Here is a 15,207-nt window from a genome sequence, read left to right as displayed (position 1 = left end):
ATGGATCGCGCCCCGGAACCTGTTCCGGGGCAAGTTGTCAGGCGGCAATCAAAAGAGGCTGAGCTGTCCGTCGTTGCGCTTGATACCCAGCTTCTTGCGGCGCGCGCGAACACCGCGGATCGTGTAACCAGTCCGCAGCGCGATGTCACGTTCGGACGCATCGGCGCCTAGCAACGCATCGACCTCCGCCCGCTTCTTCGCGGCGCTGCCTGCGGGGCCAAGCGGCAATTCGACCCGCCGCGGACGTCCCTGGGCGCGCGTCAGCGCCTCGCAGATCGCTTTCGCCTCGTCGCGTCCGACCAGGCGGCACAGCCAATGATCGTTGGCGGGAACCGGCGGAATATAAACTTCGGTCCCGCCACGCGCCCGCGCGATAGCCAGCGCCGCGGGCTCGCCCGCGACCTCGGCAATCTCGGCTAGGAGGGGCGGCAGGTGCGCCATGATCAGCCGCGGCCTCCCCGATCGGCGAGCGCGCGGGCGCGCATCGCGGGGCTGCCGTCGTGCAGGATCGTCGTCACCGTCCCGCCGCGAACGACGAAGGTCAGGTCATCGACGACGATCAGATATTCGCTGGCCCCGATCTCGGCCGCCGCGCTCCCGGCCCGGTCGAGCGACGCTTCCAGCGCGTGGCGCAGCTGCTCGACCGCAAGCCCGCCCGCGCGCTCCAGGAAGCGCAGCAGGGCATGATCGGAAACGCGGGGCGCGGTCATTGAGCGCTGTCCCGGCCGCGGCGAAGGGCGATCGGATAGATCGAGGGCAATTGCTGGAAGTGGGTCGGCTCATGTTTCAGCCTGAGCCGCATCCCGATGCTCGTGCTCGCGTGCTCCCATTCTCCAAGGGCATTTTGAATGGCGACAGCCCACCAGCCGAGGAGGCAATCATTGCACACCAAAACCTCAGTTTGATTGGGGCAATGCGCGATCGGTAGCCATGCTGTGTCGTCAGCCATCATCAATCTCTCATCATCCAAGGGGCATCTTCGGGGACCGCGCGCTGCGGCTGCTCGGCGCCGATCGGCGCGGGTTGGGCAGCGCCGCGACCACAGCGCTGGATGACGTCCAGCCGCGCTTGCGCGGCAAGGCTGCGCTCGCGCGCCGTCGCTTTCTCCGCGTCGCGCAAGCTCAGCCCATGCTCGCGCGCGTAGACGAATATCTCGCGGTGACGGCGCAGCTCGTCGGCGCGGGATGATCCCGACCGCGTCATCGGCTCGGTCGCCAGCGGATGACGACGCCGATGAACTTGTTCCATTCGTAATTCTGAACCCAGAACTCGCCCATGCGTCGCCGGGCGAAACCCTTGACCAGCTCGCTGCCGAAGCCGTCGGCGACCGCGAACGCCTCAATCTCGACGTCGTCGAGTTCGACCCCGTCGATCTCCATGCCGGTTATGATCCTTGGATCGCGCGACCCGATCCCGATCTTGATAGGGCGGACATCGACGCAAATTGGATCGGGGGCGATCAGCTTACGGCAATGCTTGGTTCGCATAGCGGTGTAGAGCTGGATCGCCTCACCTTCGCGGGCATGCCGCTTCCGAGCGCCGCGAACCGTCTGGCATTTTTCGCCGTTGACGATCGGCTCGGCAAACTGGGCTTTGAAGCTGTAGGCGACCATCAGCCTTGCGCCCTGATCTGCTCGCCCAGCCCGGCGATGATCGCGTCGAGCTGCGCCAGCGAATTAGTCAAATCGTCGACATAGGGACCGCCAAAACCCAGCAACCGGTGCTGCGCCGCGATCACCGCGAGCTTCAGCGGGCGCGGATCGGCGGTATAGGGCGGCCAGACGACGCCTCCCTCGCGCGCAATCCATTTCTTCAGCGCCTCGATCGCCTTCATGGCATCGGCACGATCGCGCACCCAGTTGACGTGCGCGATCCCCGTCTGCCGCTCGACAAAGGCGATCAGCGCGTCTTCGCTGCGGTTGGTCACCACGCCCAGGTTCCAGCCCGACAGCCACAGCGCGTTCAGCTTGGCGCCATAGGGACCGGCCAGCTTCCCGGCCCGCGGCTTCGCCTGAAAACCCATGCGCTTCAGCTCGCCGATCACCGCCTGGTGCTGCCGGTCCGACATTTCGCGCAGCGACGCCGTGCCGGTCACCCGCTCCAGCATCGCGCGATAATCGCTGTCCTCGATCCCGACGTCGCGCTTGGCGACGTGGATCATCTTGATTGCGGGGTTCATATCGTCGTCTCCCGCCGCGCCAGCTCGGCGCGCAGCGCGCCGGTCGGGACGTCGATCAGCGACCGATAGGGTGCAACGAGCGCGATATTGCACTTCGCCGCCGCCGTGCGTTTCAGCTTCCCGGCTCGGACCAGGTGCGACACCATGCTGTGCGCATTCGATCGCTTGATCCCCATGTGCAGGGCCATCTGGCTATAGGTCGGCGCGGCTCCCTTCGCCTCGATCCGCGCGCGTATGAAGTCGAGCAATTGGACTTGTCTGTCGGTCATCGGATCACCTCATATTCTGCGATGTCAAAGGGCGCCCCGGTCAGCGTCCACCGCGCCCGGTCCGCGGCCCAGCCGCGCGGCGCGCTCGACGAAACCGGCTCCCGGCCACAGACCGAACCATCGGCGAGCCGCACGACCACGCGCTTGCCGATGGCCTCGTCGGGCAGATGGCCGGGGTTGGGCGTCATCGCGCGGCGCCCGCCGGAACGGTGCCCGTCCGTGCAAAGGCCCGCGCATCGACCGCCGTTTGCGTCGCCATGGCCTCCCGGATTTCGGCAGGTGTCAGCCGCGCATCGCGCAGCTCGCGATAAAGCGCTCGCATATCGACCGGCACCCAGTCGGGCAGCTTTGCGGCGCGCAGCCGGCGCAGCCGATAGTCGTTGAGCGCGCCACTTCGCGTCGTGTCGAGGTGGCCATTGTAACGGCGGCGCATATCGGGCTCAGCCGCAAGACGGCAGCGCAGCGTTGCTGCCCGCCGCGCCACCAGCTCCGGTGTGTTTCGCGCGATCTGCGCGCACGACGCGCACCGGCCCGACCGGCTTTGGCGGCATATCGGCCGACCGCAATTACACGCCCGCCGCCGCGTCACGACACCCTCCGAAAGCTGACGATCGGCAGGGGCAGACCGCATCCGCCGCACTCGGCGGTGATGCGGCCGACCGTGAAGGCCTCGCTATGGCAATCCGGGCATCGGTTCGCGCGGCCGATGGCATAGACCGGGATCGCCGGGCGCCGCGCGATCGGCGCGGGCGTCGGCTTGACGAACATCGCCCGTTCCAGCGGCGTAGGCTGGCGCGCAGCGGCTATCGGAACGACACGGCCCCGCATGTCACACCCTCGCCAGATCGATGCTGATCGCCCGCCAGGGCGCATCGGCGGCGTCGCGCTCATAGAAGCGGACATAGGTCTGCGATCCGATCACGCGGATGCTGTCTTTGATCGCGTCCATCGCGCGCTTCCAGCGCTCGTCCTCGATCTCGACCCGCAGCAGCATGAACAGCTCGGCGCGGTTGATCTGCCCTTCCTTCTCGACATTGAACACGCGGCTCACCAGCGCGCGCAGCTCGGCGCCGCTGTCGGCCGACCAGTCGACCAGGCATTCGTCGATCAGCTGCTTCGCGGCTTGCAGTTCGGGACCGAACTCGATCAGGTCGGCGACCTGCACCTGCACCTTCTCCAGCCCGTCGAACGTGGTCAGGGTGATATTGCCCTTCTTGCCGCCGACGCTGACCCCATAATCCTGCTCGATCAGCGCCTGGAGCCCGTTGACGTCCGCGAACGTATGCCCCTTGAAACGGCCGATCTGCCCCGACAGCTCGCGGGCAAAGCCGGTGATCTTGCGGACGGTCTCGTCCATCAGCAAATCGGACGCCCGCACGGTTTCGACCGGCACCAGATTGCCCTTCGCGTCGCGCAGATAGGCCTTCCCCGCAACGTCGATCGCTGCCGGGTGCGCCGCGGTGATGGTGGTAACTTCGTTCATGTGTCTTCTCCTCAAAGGTCGATGAAGTTGAGCGCCGCTTCTTCGTCGTTGTCGCAATCGACGATCATCGGGCGAAACTCGGGGTCGGCGGGCATTTCGACGAGGGTAAGGGGCCCACCCGGGTTGAAGTCGGGCAAGGGCACGGCTGCGCCGTCGAAGCCAAATGGCATCGAAAAACGATCCTTCGCGGTGATCATCGTGGCGCGGGAATTGCCGTCGTTGTCGCTATAAATAGCTAGCCAGCGGGTCATTGATCTTCTCCTCGGTTGAAAAATCAGGAAGCAAGCCGCAGGTGGCGGGTCGCGCGCGTCGACATCGCTTCGCGCAAATAGGAATGGGACAGGGTCTGTTCGTCGGAGAGCGCCAGCATCGACGCGTTCGTGATCAGCTGGCGAATTTCGCGCAGCCCACCCACGCCGGGCGTCAGGCCGACCTTCATCAGCATCTGGCGCTGGGCGCCGTCCTCGATGCCCCATGCGTCCAGATAGGCGTCGATATCGCCCGGCAGCGGCATGTCCTGGACGTGCCGCATCGCGATACGGCTGTTCAGGCGGGCATAGCTGTGTCGCGCGCCGCGATGCGCACCGCCTTCGATCGTCGCGTGAAGCTCCTCATTGCCGAGCAGGCAGATGCCCAGCCCGCCGAGATCGTGCAGCGCGCGCAGCTCTTCGATCGCCTCGAACTCCATCCAGTTCGCTTCGTCGACGATCAGGACAAATCGGCGACCCTTCACCATGTCGATGACCTGCGCCGACATCTGCCGCGCCCAGCTCACCCCCGGCTTGCCGCCGAGCGCGCGGATGATCTCGCCCAGCAAGGCCGTCAGGCTTTTCGTCGTCGGCTTCATCGTGACCATGATCGCGTTCGATGCCGACGCGCAGTAATTCTCGGCTTCCTTGGTCTTCCCCGTTCCCGGACCCGTCCCGGCATAGGTGATTTCACCGCTGTGCGCGGTGACCATCAGGCCTTTGAGCCGGCGTCCGGTCGGCGTCTCGATATAGCTGGGGACATCGCTCACCCCGGCGCTGACCTTTTCGGCCGTGCGCAGCGCCTGGCTTTCCAGCATCTGCCGATATTTGAAGACCTTCTTCGCGACGTTCAGGCCGACGCCCAGATAGGTGCCGTTGGCCCAGTTCGACAGCGTGCCGGACTTGATCCCGCTTTCGTCGGCGATGATCCGCCACGACTTGCCGGTCGAGTCGTGGTGATCGCGCATCCACGCCAGTTCGTCGTCTTCGATGACGGGAAAATCTTCGGGGTTGTTCACTTGCTCTCTCCTCTATTCGACAGCCCGCAGCCGCAGCTCGGCTGCGCGGGCCATCCGGTCGATCGTGGCTTCGCCTACGGGGTCTCTCAGAGGCGCCTCAGCGACCTGTGAGACGGTCTTCAGCTGCGCGGCGGTCTGGCCGCGGTTGCGGACCAGGCGGATGGCGCCGGGCGTCGGTGCGACGTCGTCGCCCTCATATTCGGGCATCCGCGCCACCACCTCGTCGGCGGTAAGCAGGTCGAAATCCTTGACCGACTGCTTCGTCGACTTTTTCCAGTTCTGCTCCAGCCGCTGGCGACGCTTCGCCCCCGCCATGTCGAGGAAGCCGGTCGCCTCCCACAGCGGCACGGTGGCGAGGAAGCGGCCCGACTGGTCATAGACGTGGATCGGGGCGTGCAGATTTTCGGGGTCGAAGCGCACTGTGACCCGCTGGCCGCGAAGCTCGCTCAGCTCGGTCGACCAATAGCGGTTCCCCGCCAGCGTGATCGCGCCGTTCTTTCGGTCGGTGCGCACTTGGTCCGCCGCGAAAAGCGCCATGCGCAGCTGTTCTTCGGTCGCCTTGCCGATCGCCGATCGCGCGTAGCTCTCGTCGAAGACCTGGTCGAAGCTGAGCCGCCCCGCAGCCATTTCGGTGCGCCGGCCCAGCTTGCGGTTGTGCGCCGCGACGCCCGCATTCCAGATGGTCAGAAACGTCTCGTAATCGACCGCTTTGCTGCCGTAATTCTCGGGCTTCGCGTCGGGCTTGTTGCCGGTGTAGGCGCCTTCGAACGCCGGATGCTTGGCGATGGCGTCGCAGAAATCGCGAAAGCCGCGCTCGATCGGCTTCGACTGCCCGCGATAGGGCTTGGTCCAGTGGATATTGACCCCCAGCGCCACCAGCACGCCGGTGGGGTCTTCGTCGCGGACCTTGAACCGGAACCGCGTCTTGGCGCCGCCCGTCAGCCATTTGGACGCAAAGGCGCGTCCATTGTCCGATAGCAGCCCCTTGGGGATGCCCCAGTCGCGGAACAGGTCGGCGAACACCAGCCGCGCCGTCACCATGTCTTCGCTCTCGGCGATCCGCCACGACAGGAACTTGCGCGAATAGACATCCTGGATCGCGACCATCGTCGGGCGGATGATCCGGCCGTCCGGCCACTTCACGAACACGTCGCACTTGTGGCCGTCGATGTTGACTAGCTCCATCGCGTGCAGGTCCGCGACCGAGCGGATTTGCGCGGGCAGCATCTTGCGCAGCTCTTCCTCGCCCTCGCGCCGCAGAACGATGACCTGGGCCGGCACTTCGCGCTCCAGCTTGCGCCACAGCGTCCGCGAATGGGGAAGCGATATCCCGCGCTTTTCGGCCTTTTCGTGGGCGCGCTGGTAACAGGATGCGAAACTCGGCCCCGACAGGCGCAGATAGTCCGACAGCAACTCCTGCCAGATGTCGGCGTCGATCTCGGCCTCGATCCCGCCGCCCGACCGGCGCGGCGCCAGATGCGGCAGACGTTCGGCGGCAGGCACGCCCTTGACCAGCTTTTGCCAGTTCCAGATCGTCTGCGCGCTCACCCCTTCGGACGTCGCGACCGCAGCGACGGCCGCCGTTCGCGGCATCCCGCTACCGTGAAGCAGATCGACCCGCGACAGCACGTTGGCGCGCCGCATCGCTTCGGCGCGCACCGCCTCGGGCTGGCGCGCCAGCCAGTTCCACAGGCTCGACACGTCGCCGCCATCGCTGGCTTCCCCGTCCGCCGCCATGTTGCTGCCGATCAGCCCCTGCCGCACCAGCCCGCCGCGCGCCGCCGCGGGCAGCAGCGACGCATGATATTCCAGCCCGCCTCCGCGCTGCCCGGCGCGCTTGCGCGCCAGCGGCGCGCCGTGTGCGTCCGTCGCGATCGACCACCGTTCGTCGGCGATCAGGCGGTTGATATCGCGCTTCCGCTTGGGAAGCCCCGACAGCTGCAATTCCGCCAGTTCGTTGGCTGTGAACCACAGCTTGTTCTGCATTAGCATCCCCCGCGACCCCCTTCATTTCCTCGGTTGATCGGCTGCGCCATCCGCTCTGCGGCACGCAGTTCGGCGGTCAGCTCGGCTATTTTCGATTTCAGATGCCCCAGTCGCACCGTGTGGATTTCTTCGCCGACCAGCACCGCGGCGCCGATCTCGCGCAGCTCGCGGTCGAGCAGGTCGAAACGGTTCGTCACCGCGACCAACGCCAGCATCCGCGTGAAGCTGATATTGTGCTTGTCCTTCCCCGGCGCCGACCAGGCGTTCAGCATGTCCTTCGTCACCGCCTCGTCGAGCAGCACGGTCATTTCGGCGGCGATCACCGCGCGGTCGCGGCCGTCGCTGTTCAGGGCTTCGCCGACCGTCCGCGCGACGCGCGCGTCCATCCCCGCCAGCGCGGCGGGATGCGACGCGGGGCGCGGGGCCTCGAACGCAAAGGCCAGCTGGTTGGTGGGACGCGCCTTCGGCATCAGCGGCGCGGCCCCAGCGCTTCAATGCCTGCGCTGACAAGCACCCCGGCCGTTTCCAGCGGGCTGCGGTCGATTTGGTGCGCGACGTGAAAGACTGCCTCGATATCCGCGTCCGACAGCGAAAGCCGGCGCAGCGTGATCTCGACATGTGCGCGGTCGCGGGCGTTCAGCGCCGCGAACAGCGCATCCACGCGCTGCGGCGTCAGCGCGGCGGGCGCGGGGCGAAGGTTGCTCATTGCGCCCACCAGTCCGGCAGGAAGGGCTCGACGATCACCGCCAGCCCGAACAGGCCAGCCGACCATATGCCGAGCGTGATCAGTGTGTGCAGCATGTCAGCGGCCCTCCTGCGAGGGGACTAGTGGCGCGGCGGCGGAGAGGGGCGCCGCCGCGCCGTCCCGGCCGAGGGGCGGGGCCGGAACAAGGGGGACGGCCATCGCCTGCGCCTCGTGGGCGATCAGGTCGACCATGCGATAGCTATGCGCTTCGCGCATCAACTGGCGGTAGCGCTCGCGAGCGCGCGCCAGCTGGTGCGGCAACACTTTGAGCCGATATTGAAGCTGGGCGCTGTTGTCGGTCATGCCGACGCCCCCACGCTCACGCGCCGGATCAGCGCGACGAACTCGGCGTCATCGGCTGCGCTATGGTCGGGCTGGACTTTGCGAAAATAGGGCGCCGCCGGATAAAGCTCGTTGGCGAACTCGCGGAACTCCAGCGCCGTGCCAACGCCCCCTTCGAGCGCAACGCCCTCGTAAACCGCTGCTACCCACAGAACTTGGTCGAGCGCGGGACCGGGCGCCGGCTGTCCCGCCAGTGTCCACCACGCCGTGCTTTTAACGCACACGGCCAGATCGCCCGCGCGCCAGCCTTCCGACTGATCGGTCATTTCGTGTCTCCCTTTGCATGTGGGTCGGCGACGGTTGTTCCGAACATCGCCGCGTTAAGCGTGGTCCGAACGGTCTCGTGGGCGGCGGCAATCTGGTCGTCATCGACGCCGACGCCGTCCTTCAGGTCGCCGATAAGGTTCAGCGCGGATTGCAGCGCCATGCGCATTTCGCGGTCCCGCGCCTCGCCCGAAGGCTCGCTACCCGCCGACCCGATCCGCGCGTTCAGCGCGTCGCGCACCGCGACCAGCGCGGTCGGCGCGATCGCCTGGGCGATGACCTCGGCGGCGCGGCGCTGCCCGCTCAGCGACAGGCGCTGAAGGTTCGACTGGACGCCGTTCAGAAACTTCGTGTCGCCGGTCGTCGGCACCGCGATGCCGCCGCGACTGGGCATCAGCTCCAGCGCGACCATTGCCTCGTCGGCGGTCTTCACATGCGGGTTCGCGATCAGCCATTCGACGATCGCCCGGACATTGGCCGGATTGGTCCCCTGTCCGCAGATGGCGAGCAGCGCGCTGGCATTCGCCGCAACCGCGCAATCCTTGAAAGCGTCCATCAGGTCGCGGTTCGGCTCGACGATGATCCGATAGATGCGCAGCGAACGCTTGAGAGCGTCGATGTTGAGCCCGCACGCTTCGGCTGTCGCGTCACGCCAGCTGTAGGCGGCCATCAGGAAACCGCTGGCAATCGCAGCTTCGTCGTCGGCCTTTTCGACCGGCGTGAATTGCACTCGATTAGCCCGGTCATTTTCTGCTTGGGGCATTTTGCCCCCAGCAGCTTTTGCCTTTGCCCCCAGCGCCCGATCATTGTCGACGCCGTGCAAAGCGTAGGCGCGGTTGCGCGCAGCTTCGGCGACCGCGGCAACGAACATCGCCCGTTCCAGCGGCAGCAGCTCGCGGCGGTCCAGGTTCTCGCTCGCCTGCACCGCCCGCAGCTCGTCTTCATCACCCTCGACGACGATCGCGCGGACCGGCAGGCCCGCCGACAGACAGCCCGCGTGGCGGTGGAGTCCAGCGACCAGCTTCCAAGGCAGCTTTGCGCGGCTGCCGTTGCGGCGAACCGTGATCGGCGTGCGCTGCCCGTCCCGCGCGATCAGCACGCCATAGGCTTCCGCCTTTTCGGGGAAGAACAGGCCAACCCGGCCCGATACGTCGATTTCTGCGGGATTGAGTTCCAGCACCTCGTCAACGACCGGCGCAGCATCCTTTGGTGTCGAGGCCATGTCTATTGAGCCCCTGCACTTAGGCCGTGCGACTTCCCGATTGTTCGGGTAGCTACCGATAATTCGGTATCGGGCGACTCGATCTGCCCAGTCAGGAGTTCTTCAATGGCCCGCTTGACGCGCGCGTTGGCGCGACCTCGCAAAACCTCATTTACGGACTTTTCCGGGAAGCGATTGGCGCGTTCGAAGGCGGCGGCTGAGCCGTATGCCTTTCTGATCTGCGCCAGCACATCCTGGCGATGCAACGTGGAGATAGTCATATGAAGCCCCCGAAGGTTCGTGACGAAACTTCGGTTAACGGGCGCGAAGGTTCGCGTCAAGCTGTAAAGGACAACGAAGGTGCGGGGCGTCGGGTGAAAGAGGCGCTGAACGGCCGCGAAGTTTCGTGGCTTGTGCGTGAGACCGGATATGGCGACAGCACAATCAGGGACGCGCTGCGGCGCGGCCCGGTTCGTTCCGATGTTGCGATGGCGATTGCCGACGCCTTGGGCGTTTCCGTCGACTGGCTTTTGACCGGCCGCAAAAATAACACGCTAGTTGCCGTCGAGGACGCCGAATGGGTCGAAGTGCCTGAATATTCGCTATTCGAGATCGACGAGCTCGGAAAGCTTGACCCGCTCACCACCACCCTCATTCGCAAGGACTGGCTTTATTCGAGCCTTGGCGACACGTCCGGCATTTGGGTAGCGCAATCGCCGGCCCGATATGAGGCGCTCGCAATCGACGCTGGATCGATGCTCTTTTGCAAGGACTACAGCGCAGGGGAGCGCATGGTCCACGGCGCTTATTATCTCTTCCGGGTCAACGGCGGCGTCGTTTTGGCGCGGTTCGCTCTGCGCGATGATGGAAGCGACGAGCACACCGTTTTGGCGCGGGATATCGGGCACGATGAAGACCAATATCAGATTGTAGCGCGCGTCGTCGGCCAGCTCGCCAGGCCGATCTGAGGCGGCTCGGTTGCCCGTGTTCCATTGATGTTCTAACTTGCGCGCGACTCGAAGCCGACCGGGGAGCGTGATGCGCAGCCACACTGAATACGCCTTGGCCATTTTCGGACGCCCGATCGGCCCTTGGCGTGCGACAAAGCGGGAAGCCGAAAAAGATGCGATCCGGACGGGCAACGGCAACAGAGATCGCTACAGCAAGACGGTGTTCCTGACAGTCCCTGCCGACATAGTCAGTCGGCGGATCGAACTCGCCAGGGATACGCGACACCAAGGGAGGCAGCGATGCGTGGGTATGGGGCAGTAATAGCGGTGATTGCCGCGCTCGGAGCGATTTTCGGGGGAATATTCTATCTCGCCGGAGCACCGCTTAGAAATGACATGGCTCTCTGCGATGCGGCGATCATGGCGACGCTGAAGGCCCCAGCCACCTATCGCCGCGTCCCCTCGTCGGAGACGAAGGGTTCGCTTTACCGTCTGGAATATGACGCCGAAAATAGCTTCGGCGTTCCGCTGCGCGGTCAAGGCTACTGCTCGATCAGTGAGGACGGAACGAGCGCTGAATGGCTTGATCTGCCCGACAGCTTGAAGTGATCATCGGACATGCCCCGCGACTGGCCCGATCCACGATGGCCAGACGATAGGCCGACCGGGTGGATCGCCGTGGCGCTTGCGACGGTCGCGACACTCTATGGCGTCGGTTCGCTCATAGCCTCGTACTGGCCTGGCTGATCGGCCTACCGGAAACTGACCCACTTCCCGAGTGTCGCGTCGGCGACCGACTTCATGCGGTCCGCGCAAATCTCCCGAAAATCGCGCGCAGCCAACTGGGCAGCATTCCGCCCACTTCCGGATGCAAGTGGGCGGGCGTTCCTCTGCGCCAGCCCCCGGTTGCCGCCCGATGCCAAATGTCTAAGAACAAGCTTTCCGGCGCCTGAGAGGCCTCTGAGGGGCTTCTTCGTAGCTCGCCTTCTTATCCGGCCGCCGCTAAAACCCGTCCTGTCCCACGCTGCCTAAATTAACCAGCGCTATAGACACAGCTTCGCGATCGCCAATTTTTGGAGCCCGCCGCGAGCGCCCCGGATTTCCGTCACTTCGGCCCGCCAATTCCCGCCCAATCCCGGATAATCCCGCCACCGGCAGCACTCTAATTGGTCCTGTCACCCTTCACCCGTTCGTGCTGAGCTTGTCGAAGCACCGTCCTTTGCCGCTCCACTGGAAAAGAAGAGCGGCCCTTCGACAAGCTCAGGGCGAACGGCGTTGGAGGGACGGTTCATATTTCGAGCGCGTTGTTCTACGGCGGACGCAATCCGAATCGCTCCGCAAGAGAAAGCCCCCGCCATGAAATTCTTCGCCGACACCGCCGACATCGCCGACATCCAGGAACTCGCCGCGACCGGCCTGCTCGACGGGGTGACCACCAACCCGTCGCTGATCGCCAAGTCGGGGCGCGATTTCAAGGAAGTGACCAAGGAAATCTGCGCGCTGACCAGCGGCCCGGTGTCGGCCGAGGTCGTCGCGCTCGACCATGAGACGATGATGAAGGAGGCCGAAATCCTCCGCCGCATCGCCGACAACGTCTGCATCAAGGTGCCGCTGACGATCGACGGATTGAAGACCTGCAAGGCGCTGACCAGCGACGGCACGATGGTCAATGTCACGCTCTGCTTTTCGGCGGCGCAGGCTTTGCTCGCGGCAAAGGCCGGCGCGACCTTCGTTTCGCCCTTCGTCGGGCGCCACGACGACAATGGCTTCGACGGCATGCAGCTGATCGCCGATATCCGGCTGATTTACGACAATTATGATTATGGCACCGAAATCCTGGTCGCCAGCGTCCGCCACGGCATCCATGTGCTCGAGGCCGCCAAGATCGGTGCCGACGTGATGACCGCGCCGCCAGCGGTGATCAAAGGGCTGTTCAAGCATATCCTGACCGAAAAGGGCATTGAGGGCTTCTTGGCGGACTGGGCGAAGACCGGGCAGTCGATCTAAAAAACCGTCGCCCCCGCGAAAGCGGGGGCCGCTGGAGGTTTACGCAGCGATGCAGGGCAAGGCCGATAGCGGCCCCCGCCTTTGCGGGGGCGACGTTAGCGGTTGACGTAAACGTCAACCACCCGCGATACTCCCGTCAAAGGGAGAGATTCGCGATGACCGACACCACCATCCTCACCGAACGCCGCGGCCACATATTGATCGTCACGATCAACCGGCCCGAGGCGCGCAATGCGGTCAACGCCGCGGTCCATGTCGGCATCGGCACCGCGCTCGAAACCGCCGAAAGCGACGCGGAGATCCGCGCCGTCGTCATCACCGGCGCGGGCGACAAGAGCTTTTGCGCCGGCGCCGACCTCGTCGCGCTGTCGCGCGGCGAATCGCTCCAGCCCGACGACGCGGCGCAGCAGGCGTGGGGCTTCGCGGGCATGGTCGCGCACCCGATCTCGAAGCCGATCATCGCCGCGGTCAACGGCTTCGCCTTTGGCGGCGGCTGCGAGATCGCGCTGATGAGCGACATCATCATTGCCGCCGATCATGCGCAATTCGGCCTGCCCGAGGTCAAGGTCGGGCTGTTCGCCGCGGCGGGCGGCGCGTTTCGGCTCGCGCAGCAACTGCCGCGCAAGCTGGCGATGGAATATATGCTGACCGGCGACCCGATCCCCGCCGCGCGCGCCGCGGAGTTCGGCCTCGTCAATCATGTCGTGCCGCTCGCCGACCTGATGCCGACCGCGATCGCGCTTGCCGAGAAGATTGCCGCCAACGCGCCGCTGTCGGTGCAGGCGTCGAAGCGCGTCGCGCTCGGCATCCACGACGGGCGCATCGCCGCCGACGCGCCCTATTGGGAAGCCAACACGATCGAGCGCAGCGCGCTGATGCGCAGCGAGGACGCCCGCGAAGGCCCGCGCGCCTTCGCCGAAAAGCGCAAGCCTGAGTGGAAGGCGCGCTGATGATGACCGATCCCGAGCGCATTCCGGTGATCATCGGGGTCGGACAGGTCAACGACCGGCCCGAGGATCCCGACGACGGTCTCGATTCGCTCGGGCTGATGGTCGCGGCGCTCCGGATCGCTGCCCAGGACGCGGGCGTGCCGCTCGCCGAGCTCGACAGCCTGGCGATCGTCGACCAGATCAGCTTCCACCACCTAGGCCAACTGTGCGAACCCCTCGCCGCCGCGATCGGCGCCAGCCCGGCGATCAATTACCAGTCGGCCGCGCCGCACGGCGACACGCCGATCCGCCTGCTCAACGAGGCCGCGAACCGCATCGGCGCGGGCGAGGTCAGGCTCGCCGCGATCGTCGGCGCCGAGGCACTGCGCACCGCCGCGGGCCGCGCCGCGAAAGCCGCGAGCGGCGAGGACAAGAGCTATAATGCGGTGCGCCAGGTCGCGACGCGGCGCGAGCCCAATTATGCGCAGAAGCACGGTCTTGCCGCGCCGGTCGACGTCTATCCGCTCTATGAAAATGCGACGCGCGCCGCGTGGGGCCAGAGCCTTGCCGATGCGCAATTTGAGAGCGCCGAAATCTGGTCGCGCTTTTCCGAGGTCGCCGCCGCGAACGACGGCGCGTGGATCCGCAAACCCGCCTCGCCCGAGGACATTCTTCGTGTCGATGAGCGCAACCGCCCGATCGCCTTTCCCTATTCGAAGCTGATGGTCGCCAATTCGTCGGTGAACCAGGGCGCCGGATTTATCGTCGCCAGCCTCGCCGAAGCGCGCCGCCGTGGTATCGCCGAGGAGCGGCTGATCTATGTCGGGATGGGCGCCGCGGCAAAGGAACCGGCGAGCATCCTCGCGCGCGACCGCTACGACGGCAGCGTCAGCATGGAGACGTCGATCACGCGCACACTGGCGCTCAACGCCATGACCGTCGACGATTTCGACTGCGTTGAACTTTACAGCTGTTTTCCCTGCGTGCCCAAGATGGCGCGGCGCATCCTCGGCTGGCCGTGGGACCGCCCCGCGACGGTGTTCGGCGGTCTGACGTTCGGCGGCGGCCCGATCGCAAACTATATGAGCCATGCGGTGGTTTCGATGGTCGAAAAACTGCGCGAGGCGGGCCGTTATGGATTCCTGTTCGCCAACGGCGGCTTCGCGACCGACAATCATTGCATCGTGCTGGGGAGCGAACCGATCGCGGCGGCGAGCTTCCCGCAGGATTTCGATTACCAGGCCGAAGCGGAGGAAAAGCGCGGGCCCGTTCCCGAACTGGTCGAGGATTATGTCGGCGCGGCGACGATCGAAAGCTATACGGTGTTTTTCGGCCGCGACGGGGCGCCGAAAGCGGGCGTCGTTGTAGCGCACACGCCTGAGAACAAGCGGACGCTGGCGCATGTCGATGTCGGCGATGCGGCGATGCTGGCGTTTCTGACCGATGGTAAGCAGGAGCCGGTTGGGACGGCGGGGCAAGTGGTCGCGCTTGAAGAAGGTTTCGGCTGGCGGGCGGCCTGACGCCGCCATCCCCTTTCCGTTCGCATCGAGCGAAGTCGAGATGCCTATCGGTCACGTACGACTTC

25 protein-coding genes are annotated in these 15,207 nt (G+C 65.6%); 5 read left to right on the top strand and 20 right to left on the bottom strand.

Annotated features, from left to right (window positions below; translation table 11 throughout):
* Nucleotides 1–48: 48 nt before the first annotated feature.
* The 20 genes from HEQ22_RS03355 to HEQ22_RS03260 form a co-directional block, all read right to left on the bottom strand.
* Entirely contained in the window at nt 49–441 is a 393-nt protein-coding gene (locus tag HEQ22_RS03355; RefSeq protein ID WP_432769788.1) for a hypothetical protein, read from the bottom strand.
* 2 nt (nt 442–443) lie between these two features.
* On the bottom strand, nt 444–710 hold the full coding sequence (locus HEQ22_RS03350; protein WP_432769787.1) for a hypothetical protein: 267 nt from the start codon (nt 708–710) through the stop codon (nt 444–446).
* Nucleotides 707–952 carry a hypothetical protein gene (locus HEQ22_RS03345; protein ID WP_432769786.1) on the bottom strand — a complete coding sequence of 82 codons (246 nt, stop codon included), beginning with the start codon at nt 950–952 and terminating at the stop codon, nt 707–709. Before HEQ22_RS03345 ends, HEQ22_RS03350 begins: the two co-directional genes overlap by 4 nt.
* Entirely contained in the window at nt 952–1,203 is a 252-nt protein-coding gene (locus tag HEQ22_RS03340) for a hypothetical protein (RefSeq protein WP_432769785.1), read from the bottom strand. The genes HEQ22_RS03345 and HEQ22_RS03340 overlap by 1 nt, the downstream gene beginning before the upstream one ends.
* Nucleotides 1,200–1,613, bottom strand: a complete 414-nt coding sequence (locus HEQ22_RS03335; protein ID WP_432769784.1) for a hypothetical protein — start codon at nt 1,611–1,613, stop codon at nt 1,200–1,202. Before HEQ22_RS03335 ends, HEQ22_RS03340 begins: the two co-directional genes overlap by 4 nt.
* Complete coding sequence (locus tag HEQ22_RS03330; RefSeq protein ID WP_432769783.1) at nt 1,613–2,179, bottom strand: regulatory protein GemA; 567 nt, start codon at nt 2,177–2,179, stop codon at nt 1,613–1,615. The genes HEQ22_RS03335 and HEQ22_RS03330 overlap by 1 nt, the downstream gene beginning before the upstream one ends.
* Nucleotides 2,176–2,448, bottom strand: coding sequence for a LexA family protein (locus HEQ22_RS03325; protein WP_432769782.1), 273 nt, complete (start codon nt 2,446–2,448; stop codon nt 2,176–2,178). Before HEQ22_RS03325 ends, HEQ22_RS03330 begins: the two co-directional genes overlap by 4 nt.
* Nucleotides 2,445–2,636, bottom strand: coding sequence for a hypothetical protein (locus tag HEQ22_RS03320; protein ID WP_432769781.1), 192 nt, complete (start codon nt 2,634–2,636; stop codon nt 2,445–2,447). The genes HEQ22_RS03325 and HEQ22_RS03320 overlap by 4 nt, the downstream gene beginning before the upstream one ends.
* On the bottom strand, nt 2,633–2,881 hold the full coding sequence (locus HEQ22_RS03315; protein ID WP_432769780.1) for a hypothetical protein: 249 nt from the start codon (nt 2,879–2,881) through the stop codon (nt 2,633–2,635). The genes HEQ22_RS03320 and HEQ22_RS03315 overlap by 4 nt, the downstream gene beginning before the upstream one ends.
* Nucleotides 2,882–3,033: 152 nt before the next feature.
* Nucleotides 3,034–3,216: a hypothetical protein gene (locus tag HEQ22_RS03310; protein WP_432769779.1), complete on the bottom strand. Its 183-nt coding sequence runs from the start codon at nt 3,214–3,216 to the stop codon at nt 3,034–3,036.
* Between the two features lie 61 nt (nt 3,217–3,277).
* Nucleotides 3,278–3,931, bottom strand: a complete 654-nt coding sequence (locus tag HEQ22_RS03305) for a DUF3164 family protein (RefSeq protein ID WP_432769778.1) — start codon at nt 3,929–3,931, stop codon at nt 3,278–3,280.
* Between the two features lie 11 nt (nt 3,932–3,942).
* Nucleotides 3,943–4,182 carry a hypothetical protein gene (locus HEQ22_RS03300; protein WP_432769777.1) on the bottom strand — a complete coding sequence of 80 codons (240 nt, stop codon included), beginning with the start codon at nt 4,180–4,182 and terminating at the stop codon, nt 3,943–3,945.
* A 23-nt stretch (nt 4,183–4,205) separates the two neighbouring features.
* Complete coding sequence (locus tag HEQ22_RS03295) at nt 4,206–5,198, bottom strand: AAA family ATPase (protein ID WP_432769776.1); 993 nt, start codon at nt 5,196–5,198, stop codon at nt 4,206–4,208.
* A gap of 12 nt (nt 5,199–5,210) precedes the next feature.
* Complete coding sequence (locus tag HEQ22_RS03290) at nt 5,211–7,190, bottom strand: transposase domain-containing protein (protein ID WP_432769775.1); 1,980 nt, start codon at nt 7,188–7,190, stop codon at nt 5,211–5,213.
* A complete protein-coding gene (locus HEQ22_RS03285) occupies nt 7,184–7,654 on the bottom strand; it encodes a hypothetical protein (RefSeq protein WP_432769774.1) in 471 nt (156 codons plus the stop codon). Before HEQ22_RS03285 ends, HEQ22_RS03290 begins: the two co-directional genes overlap by 7 nt.
* Complete coding sequence (locus HEQ22_RS03280) at nt 7,654–7,890, bottom strand: hypothetical protein (protein ID WP_432769773.1); 237 nt, start codon at nt 7,888–7,890, stop codon at nt 7,654–7,656. Before HEQ22_RS03280 ends, HEQ22_RS03285 begins: the two co-directional genes overlap by 1 nt.
* Before the next feature lie 96 nt (nt 7,891–7,986).
* Entirely contained in the window at nt 7,987–8,232 is a 246-nt protein-coding gene (locus tag HEQ22_RS03275; protein WP_432769772.1) for a hypothetical protein, read from the bottom strand.
* Nucleotides 8,229–8,537 (bottom strand): hypothetical protein, encoded by a 309-nt coding sequence (locus tag HEQ22_RS03270; RefSeq protein ID WP_432769771.1) that lies wholly within the window; start codon nt 8,535–8,537, stop codon nt 8,229–8,231. The genes HEQ22_RS03275 and HEQ22_RS03270 overlap by 4 nt, the downstream gene beginning before the upstream one ends.
* Nucleotides 8,534–9,757, bottom strand: coding sequence for a ParB/RepB/Spo0J family partition protein (locus HEQ22_RS03265; protein ID WP_432769770.1), 1,224 nt, complete (start codon nt 9,755–9,757; stop codon nt 8,534–8,536). Before HEQ22_RS03265 ends, HEQ22_RS03270 begins: the two co-directional genes overlap by 4 nt.
* A gap of 2 nt (nt 9,758–9,759) precedes the next feature.
* Complete coding sequence (locus HEQ22_RS03260; protein WP_432769769.1) at nt 9,760–10,017, bottom strand: hypothetical protein; 258 nt, start codon at nt 10,015–10,017, stop codon at nt 9,760–9,762.
* On the opposite strand from HEQ22_RS03260, the gene HEQ22_RS03255 reads away from it, so the two are divergent.
* The 5 genes from HEQ22_RS03255 (at nt 10,018) to HEQ22_RS03235 (ending at nt 15,142) form a co-directional block, all read left to right on the top strand.
* Nucleotides 10,018–10,704, top strand: a complete 687-nt coding sequence (locus tag HEQ22_RS03255) for a hypothetical protein (protein ID WP_432769768.1) — start codon at nt 10,018–10,020, stop codon at nt 10,702–10,704.
* Between the two features lie 309 nt (nt 10,705–11,013).
* Nucleotides 11,014–11,295, top strand: a complete 282-nt coding sequence (locus tag HEQ22_RS03250) for a hypothetical protein (RefSeq protein WP_432769767.1) — start codon at nt 11,014–11,016, stop codon at nt 11,293–11,295.
* Nucleotides 11,296–12,042: 747 nt separating this feature from the next.
* Nucleotides 12,043–12,693 carry a fructose-6-phosphate aldolase gene (gene fsa, locus HEQ22_RS03245; RefSeq protein ID WP_432769766.1) on the top strand — a complete coding sequence of 217 codons (651 nt, stop codon included), beginning with the start codon at nt 12,043–12,045 and terminating at the stop codon, nt 12,691–12,693.
* A gap of 155 nt (nt 12,694–12,848) precedes the next feature.
* Nucleotides 12,849–13,643, top strand: a complete 795-nt coding sequence (locus HEQ22_RS03240; protein ID WP_432769765.1) for an enoyl-CoA hydratase-related protein — start codon at nt 12,849–12,851, stop codon at nt 13,641–13,643.
* A 2-nt stretch (nt 13,644–13,645) separates the two neighbouring features.
* Complete coding sequence (locus HEQ22_RS03235) at nt 13,646–15,142, top strand: acetyl-CoA acetyltransferase (RefSeq protein WP_432770931.1); 1,497 nt, start codon at nt 13,646–13,648, stop codon at nt 15,140–15,142.
* Nucleotides 15,143–15,207: the final 65 nt, after the last annotated feature.

This window comes from Sphingopyxis sp., from assembly GCF_050916055.1.
In the GTDB taxonomy this organism is placed as follows: domain Bacteria; phylum Pseudomonadota; class Alphaproteobacteria; order Sphingomonadales; family Sphingomonadaceae; genus Sphingopyxis.
Note: the sequence above shows the minus strand (reverse complement) of the source record. Positions and strands in the feature narration are given on the sequence as shown.

Excerpts from the sequence above, each read along its gene's own strand:
- HEQ22_RS03355 (WP_432769788.1), bottom strand. The coding sequence starts at position 441 with ATGGCGCACCTGCCGCCCCTCCTAGCCGAGATTGCCGAGGTCGCGGGC.
- HEQ22_RS03350 (WP_432769787.1), bottom strand. The coding sequence starts at position 710 with ATGACCGCGCCCCGCGTTTCCGATCATGCCCTGCTGCGCTTCCTGGAG.
- HEQ22_RS03345 (WP_432769786.1), bottom strand. The coding sequence starts at position 952 with ATGATGGCTGACGACACAGCATGGCTACCGATCGCGCATTGCCCCAAT.
- HEQ22_RS03340 (WP_432769785.1), bottom strand. The coding sequence starts at position 1,203 with ATGACGCGGTCGGGATCATCCCGCGCCGACGAGCTGCGCCGTCACCGC.
- HEQ22_RS03335 (WP_432769784.1), bottom strand. The coding sequence starts at position 1,613 with ATGGTCGCCTACAGCTTCAAAGCCCAGTTTGCCGAGCCGATCGTCAAC.
- HEQ22_RS03330 (WP_432769783.1), bottom strand. The coding sequence starts at position 2,179 with ATGAACCCCGCAATCAAGATGATCCACGTCGCCAAGCGCGACGTCGGG.
- HEQ22_RS03325 (WP_432769782.1), bottom strand. The coding sequence starts at position 2,448 with ATGACCGACAGACAAGTCCAATTGCTCGACTTCATACGCGCGCGGATC.
- HEQ22_RS03320 (WP_432769781.1), bottom strand. The coding sequence starts at position 2,636 with ATGACGCCCAACCCCGGCCATCTGCCCGACGAGGCCATCGGCAAGCGC.
- HEQ22_RS03315 (WP_432769780.1), bottom strand. The coding sequence starts at position 2,881 with ATGCGCCGCCGTTACAATGGCCACCTCGACACGACGCGAAGTGGCGCG.
- HEQ22_RS03310 (WP_432769779.1), bottom strand. The coding sequence starts at position 3,216 with ATGTTCGTCAAGCCGACGCCCGCGCCGATCGCGCGGCGCCCGGCGATC.
- HEQ22_RS03305 (WP_432769778.1), bottom strand. The coding sequence starts at position 3,931 with ATGAACGAAGTTACCACCATCACCGCGGCGCACCCGGCAGCGATCGAC.
- HEQ22_RS03300 (WP_432769777.1), bottom strand. The coding sequence starts at position 4,182 with ATGACCCGCTGGCTAGCTATTTATAGCGACAACGACGGCAATTCCCGC.
- HEQ22_RS03290 (WP_432769775.1), bottom strand. The coding sequence starts at position 7,190 with ATGCTAATGCAGAACAAGCTGTGGTTCACAGCCAACGAACTGGCGGAA.
- HEQ22_RS03285 (WP_432769774.1), bottom strand. The coding sequence starts at position 7,654 with ATGCCGAAGGCGCGTCCCACCAACCAGCTGGCCTTTGCGTTCGAGGCC.
- HEQ22_RS03280 (WP_432769773.1), bottom strand. The coding sequence starts at position 7,890 with ATGAGCAACCTTCGCCCCGCGCCCGCCGCGCTGACGCCGCAGCGCGTG.
- HEQ22_RS03275 (WP_432769772.1), bottom strand. The coding sequence starts at position 8,232 with ATGACCGACAACAGCGCCCAGCTTCAATATCGGCTCAAAGTGTTGCCG.
- HEQ22_RS03270 (WP_432769771.1), bottom strand. The coding sequence starts at position 8,537 with ATGACCGATCAGTCGGAAGGCTGGCGCGCGGGCGATCTGGCCGTGTGC.
- HEQ22_RS03265 (WP_432769770.1), bottom strand. The coding sequence starts at position 9,757 with ATGGCCTCGACACCAAAGGATGCTGCGCCGGTCGTTGACGAGGTGCTG.
- HEQ22_RS03260 (WP_432769769.1), bottom strand. The coding sequence starts at position 10,017 with ATGACTATCTCCACGTTGCATCGCCAGGATGTGCTGGCGCAGATCAGA.
- HEQ22_RS03255 (WP_432769768.1), top strand. The coding sequence starts at position 10,018 with ATGAAGCCCCCGAAGGTTCGTGACGAAACTTCGGTTAACGGGCGCGAA.
- fsa (WP_432769766.1), top strand. The coding sequence starts at position 12,043 with ATGAAATTCTTCGCCGACACCGCCGACATCGCCGACATCCAGGAACTC.
- HEQ22_RS03240 (WP_432769765.1), top strand. The coding sequence starts at position 12,849 with ATGACCGACACCACCATCCTCACCGAACGCCGCGGCCACATATTGATC.
- HEQ22_RS03235 (WP_432770931.1), top strand. The coding sequence starts at position 13,646 with ATGACCGATCCCGAGCGCATTCCGGTGATCATCGGGGTCGGACAGGTC.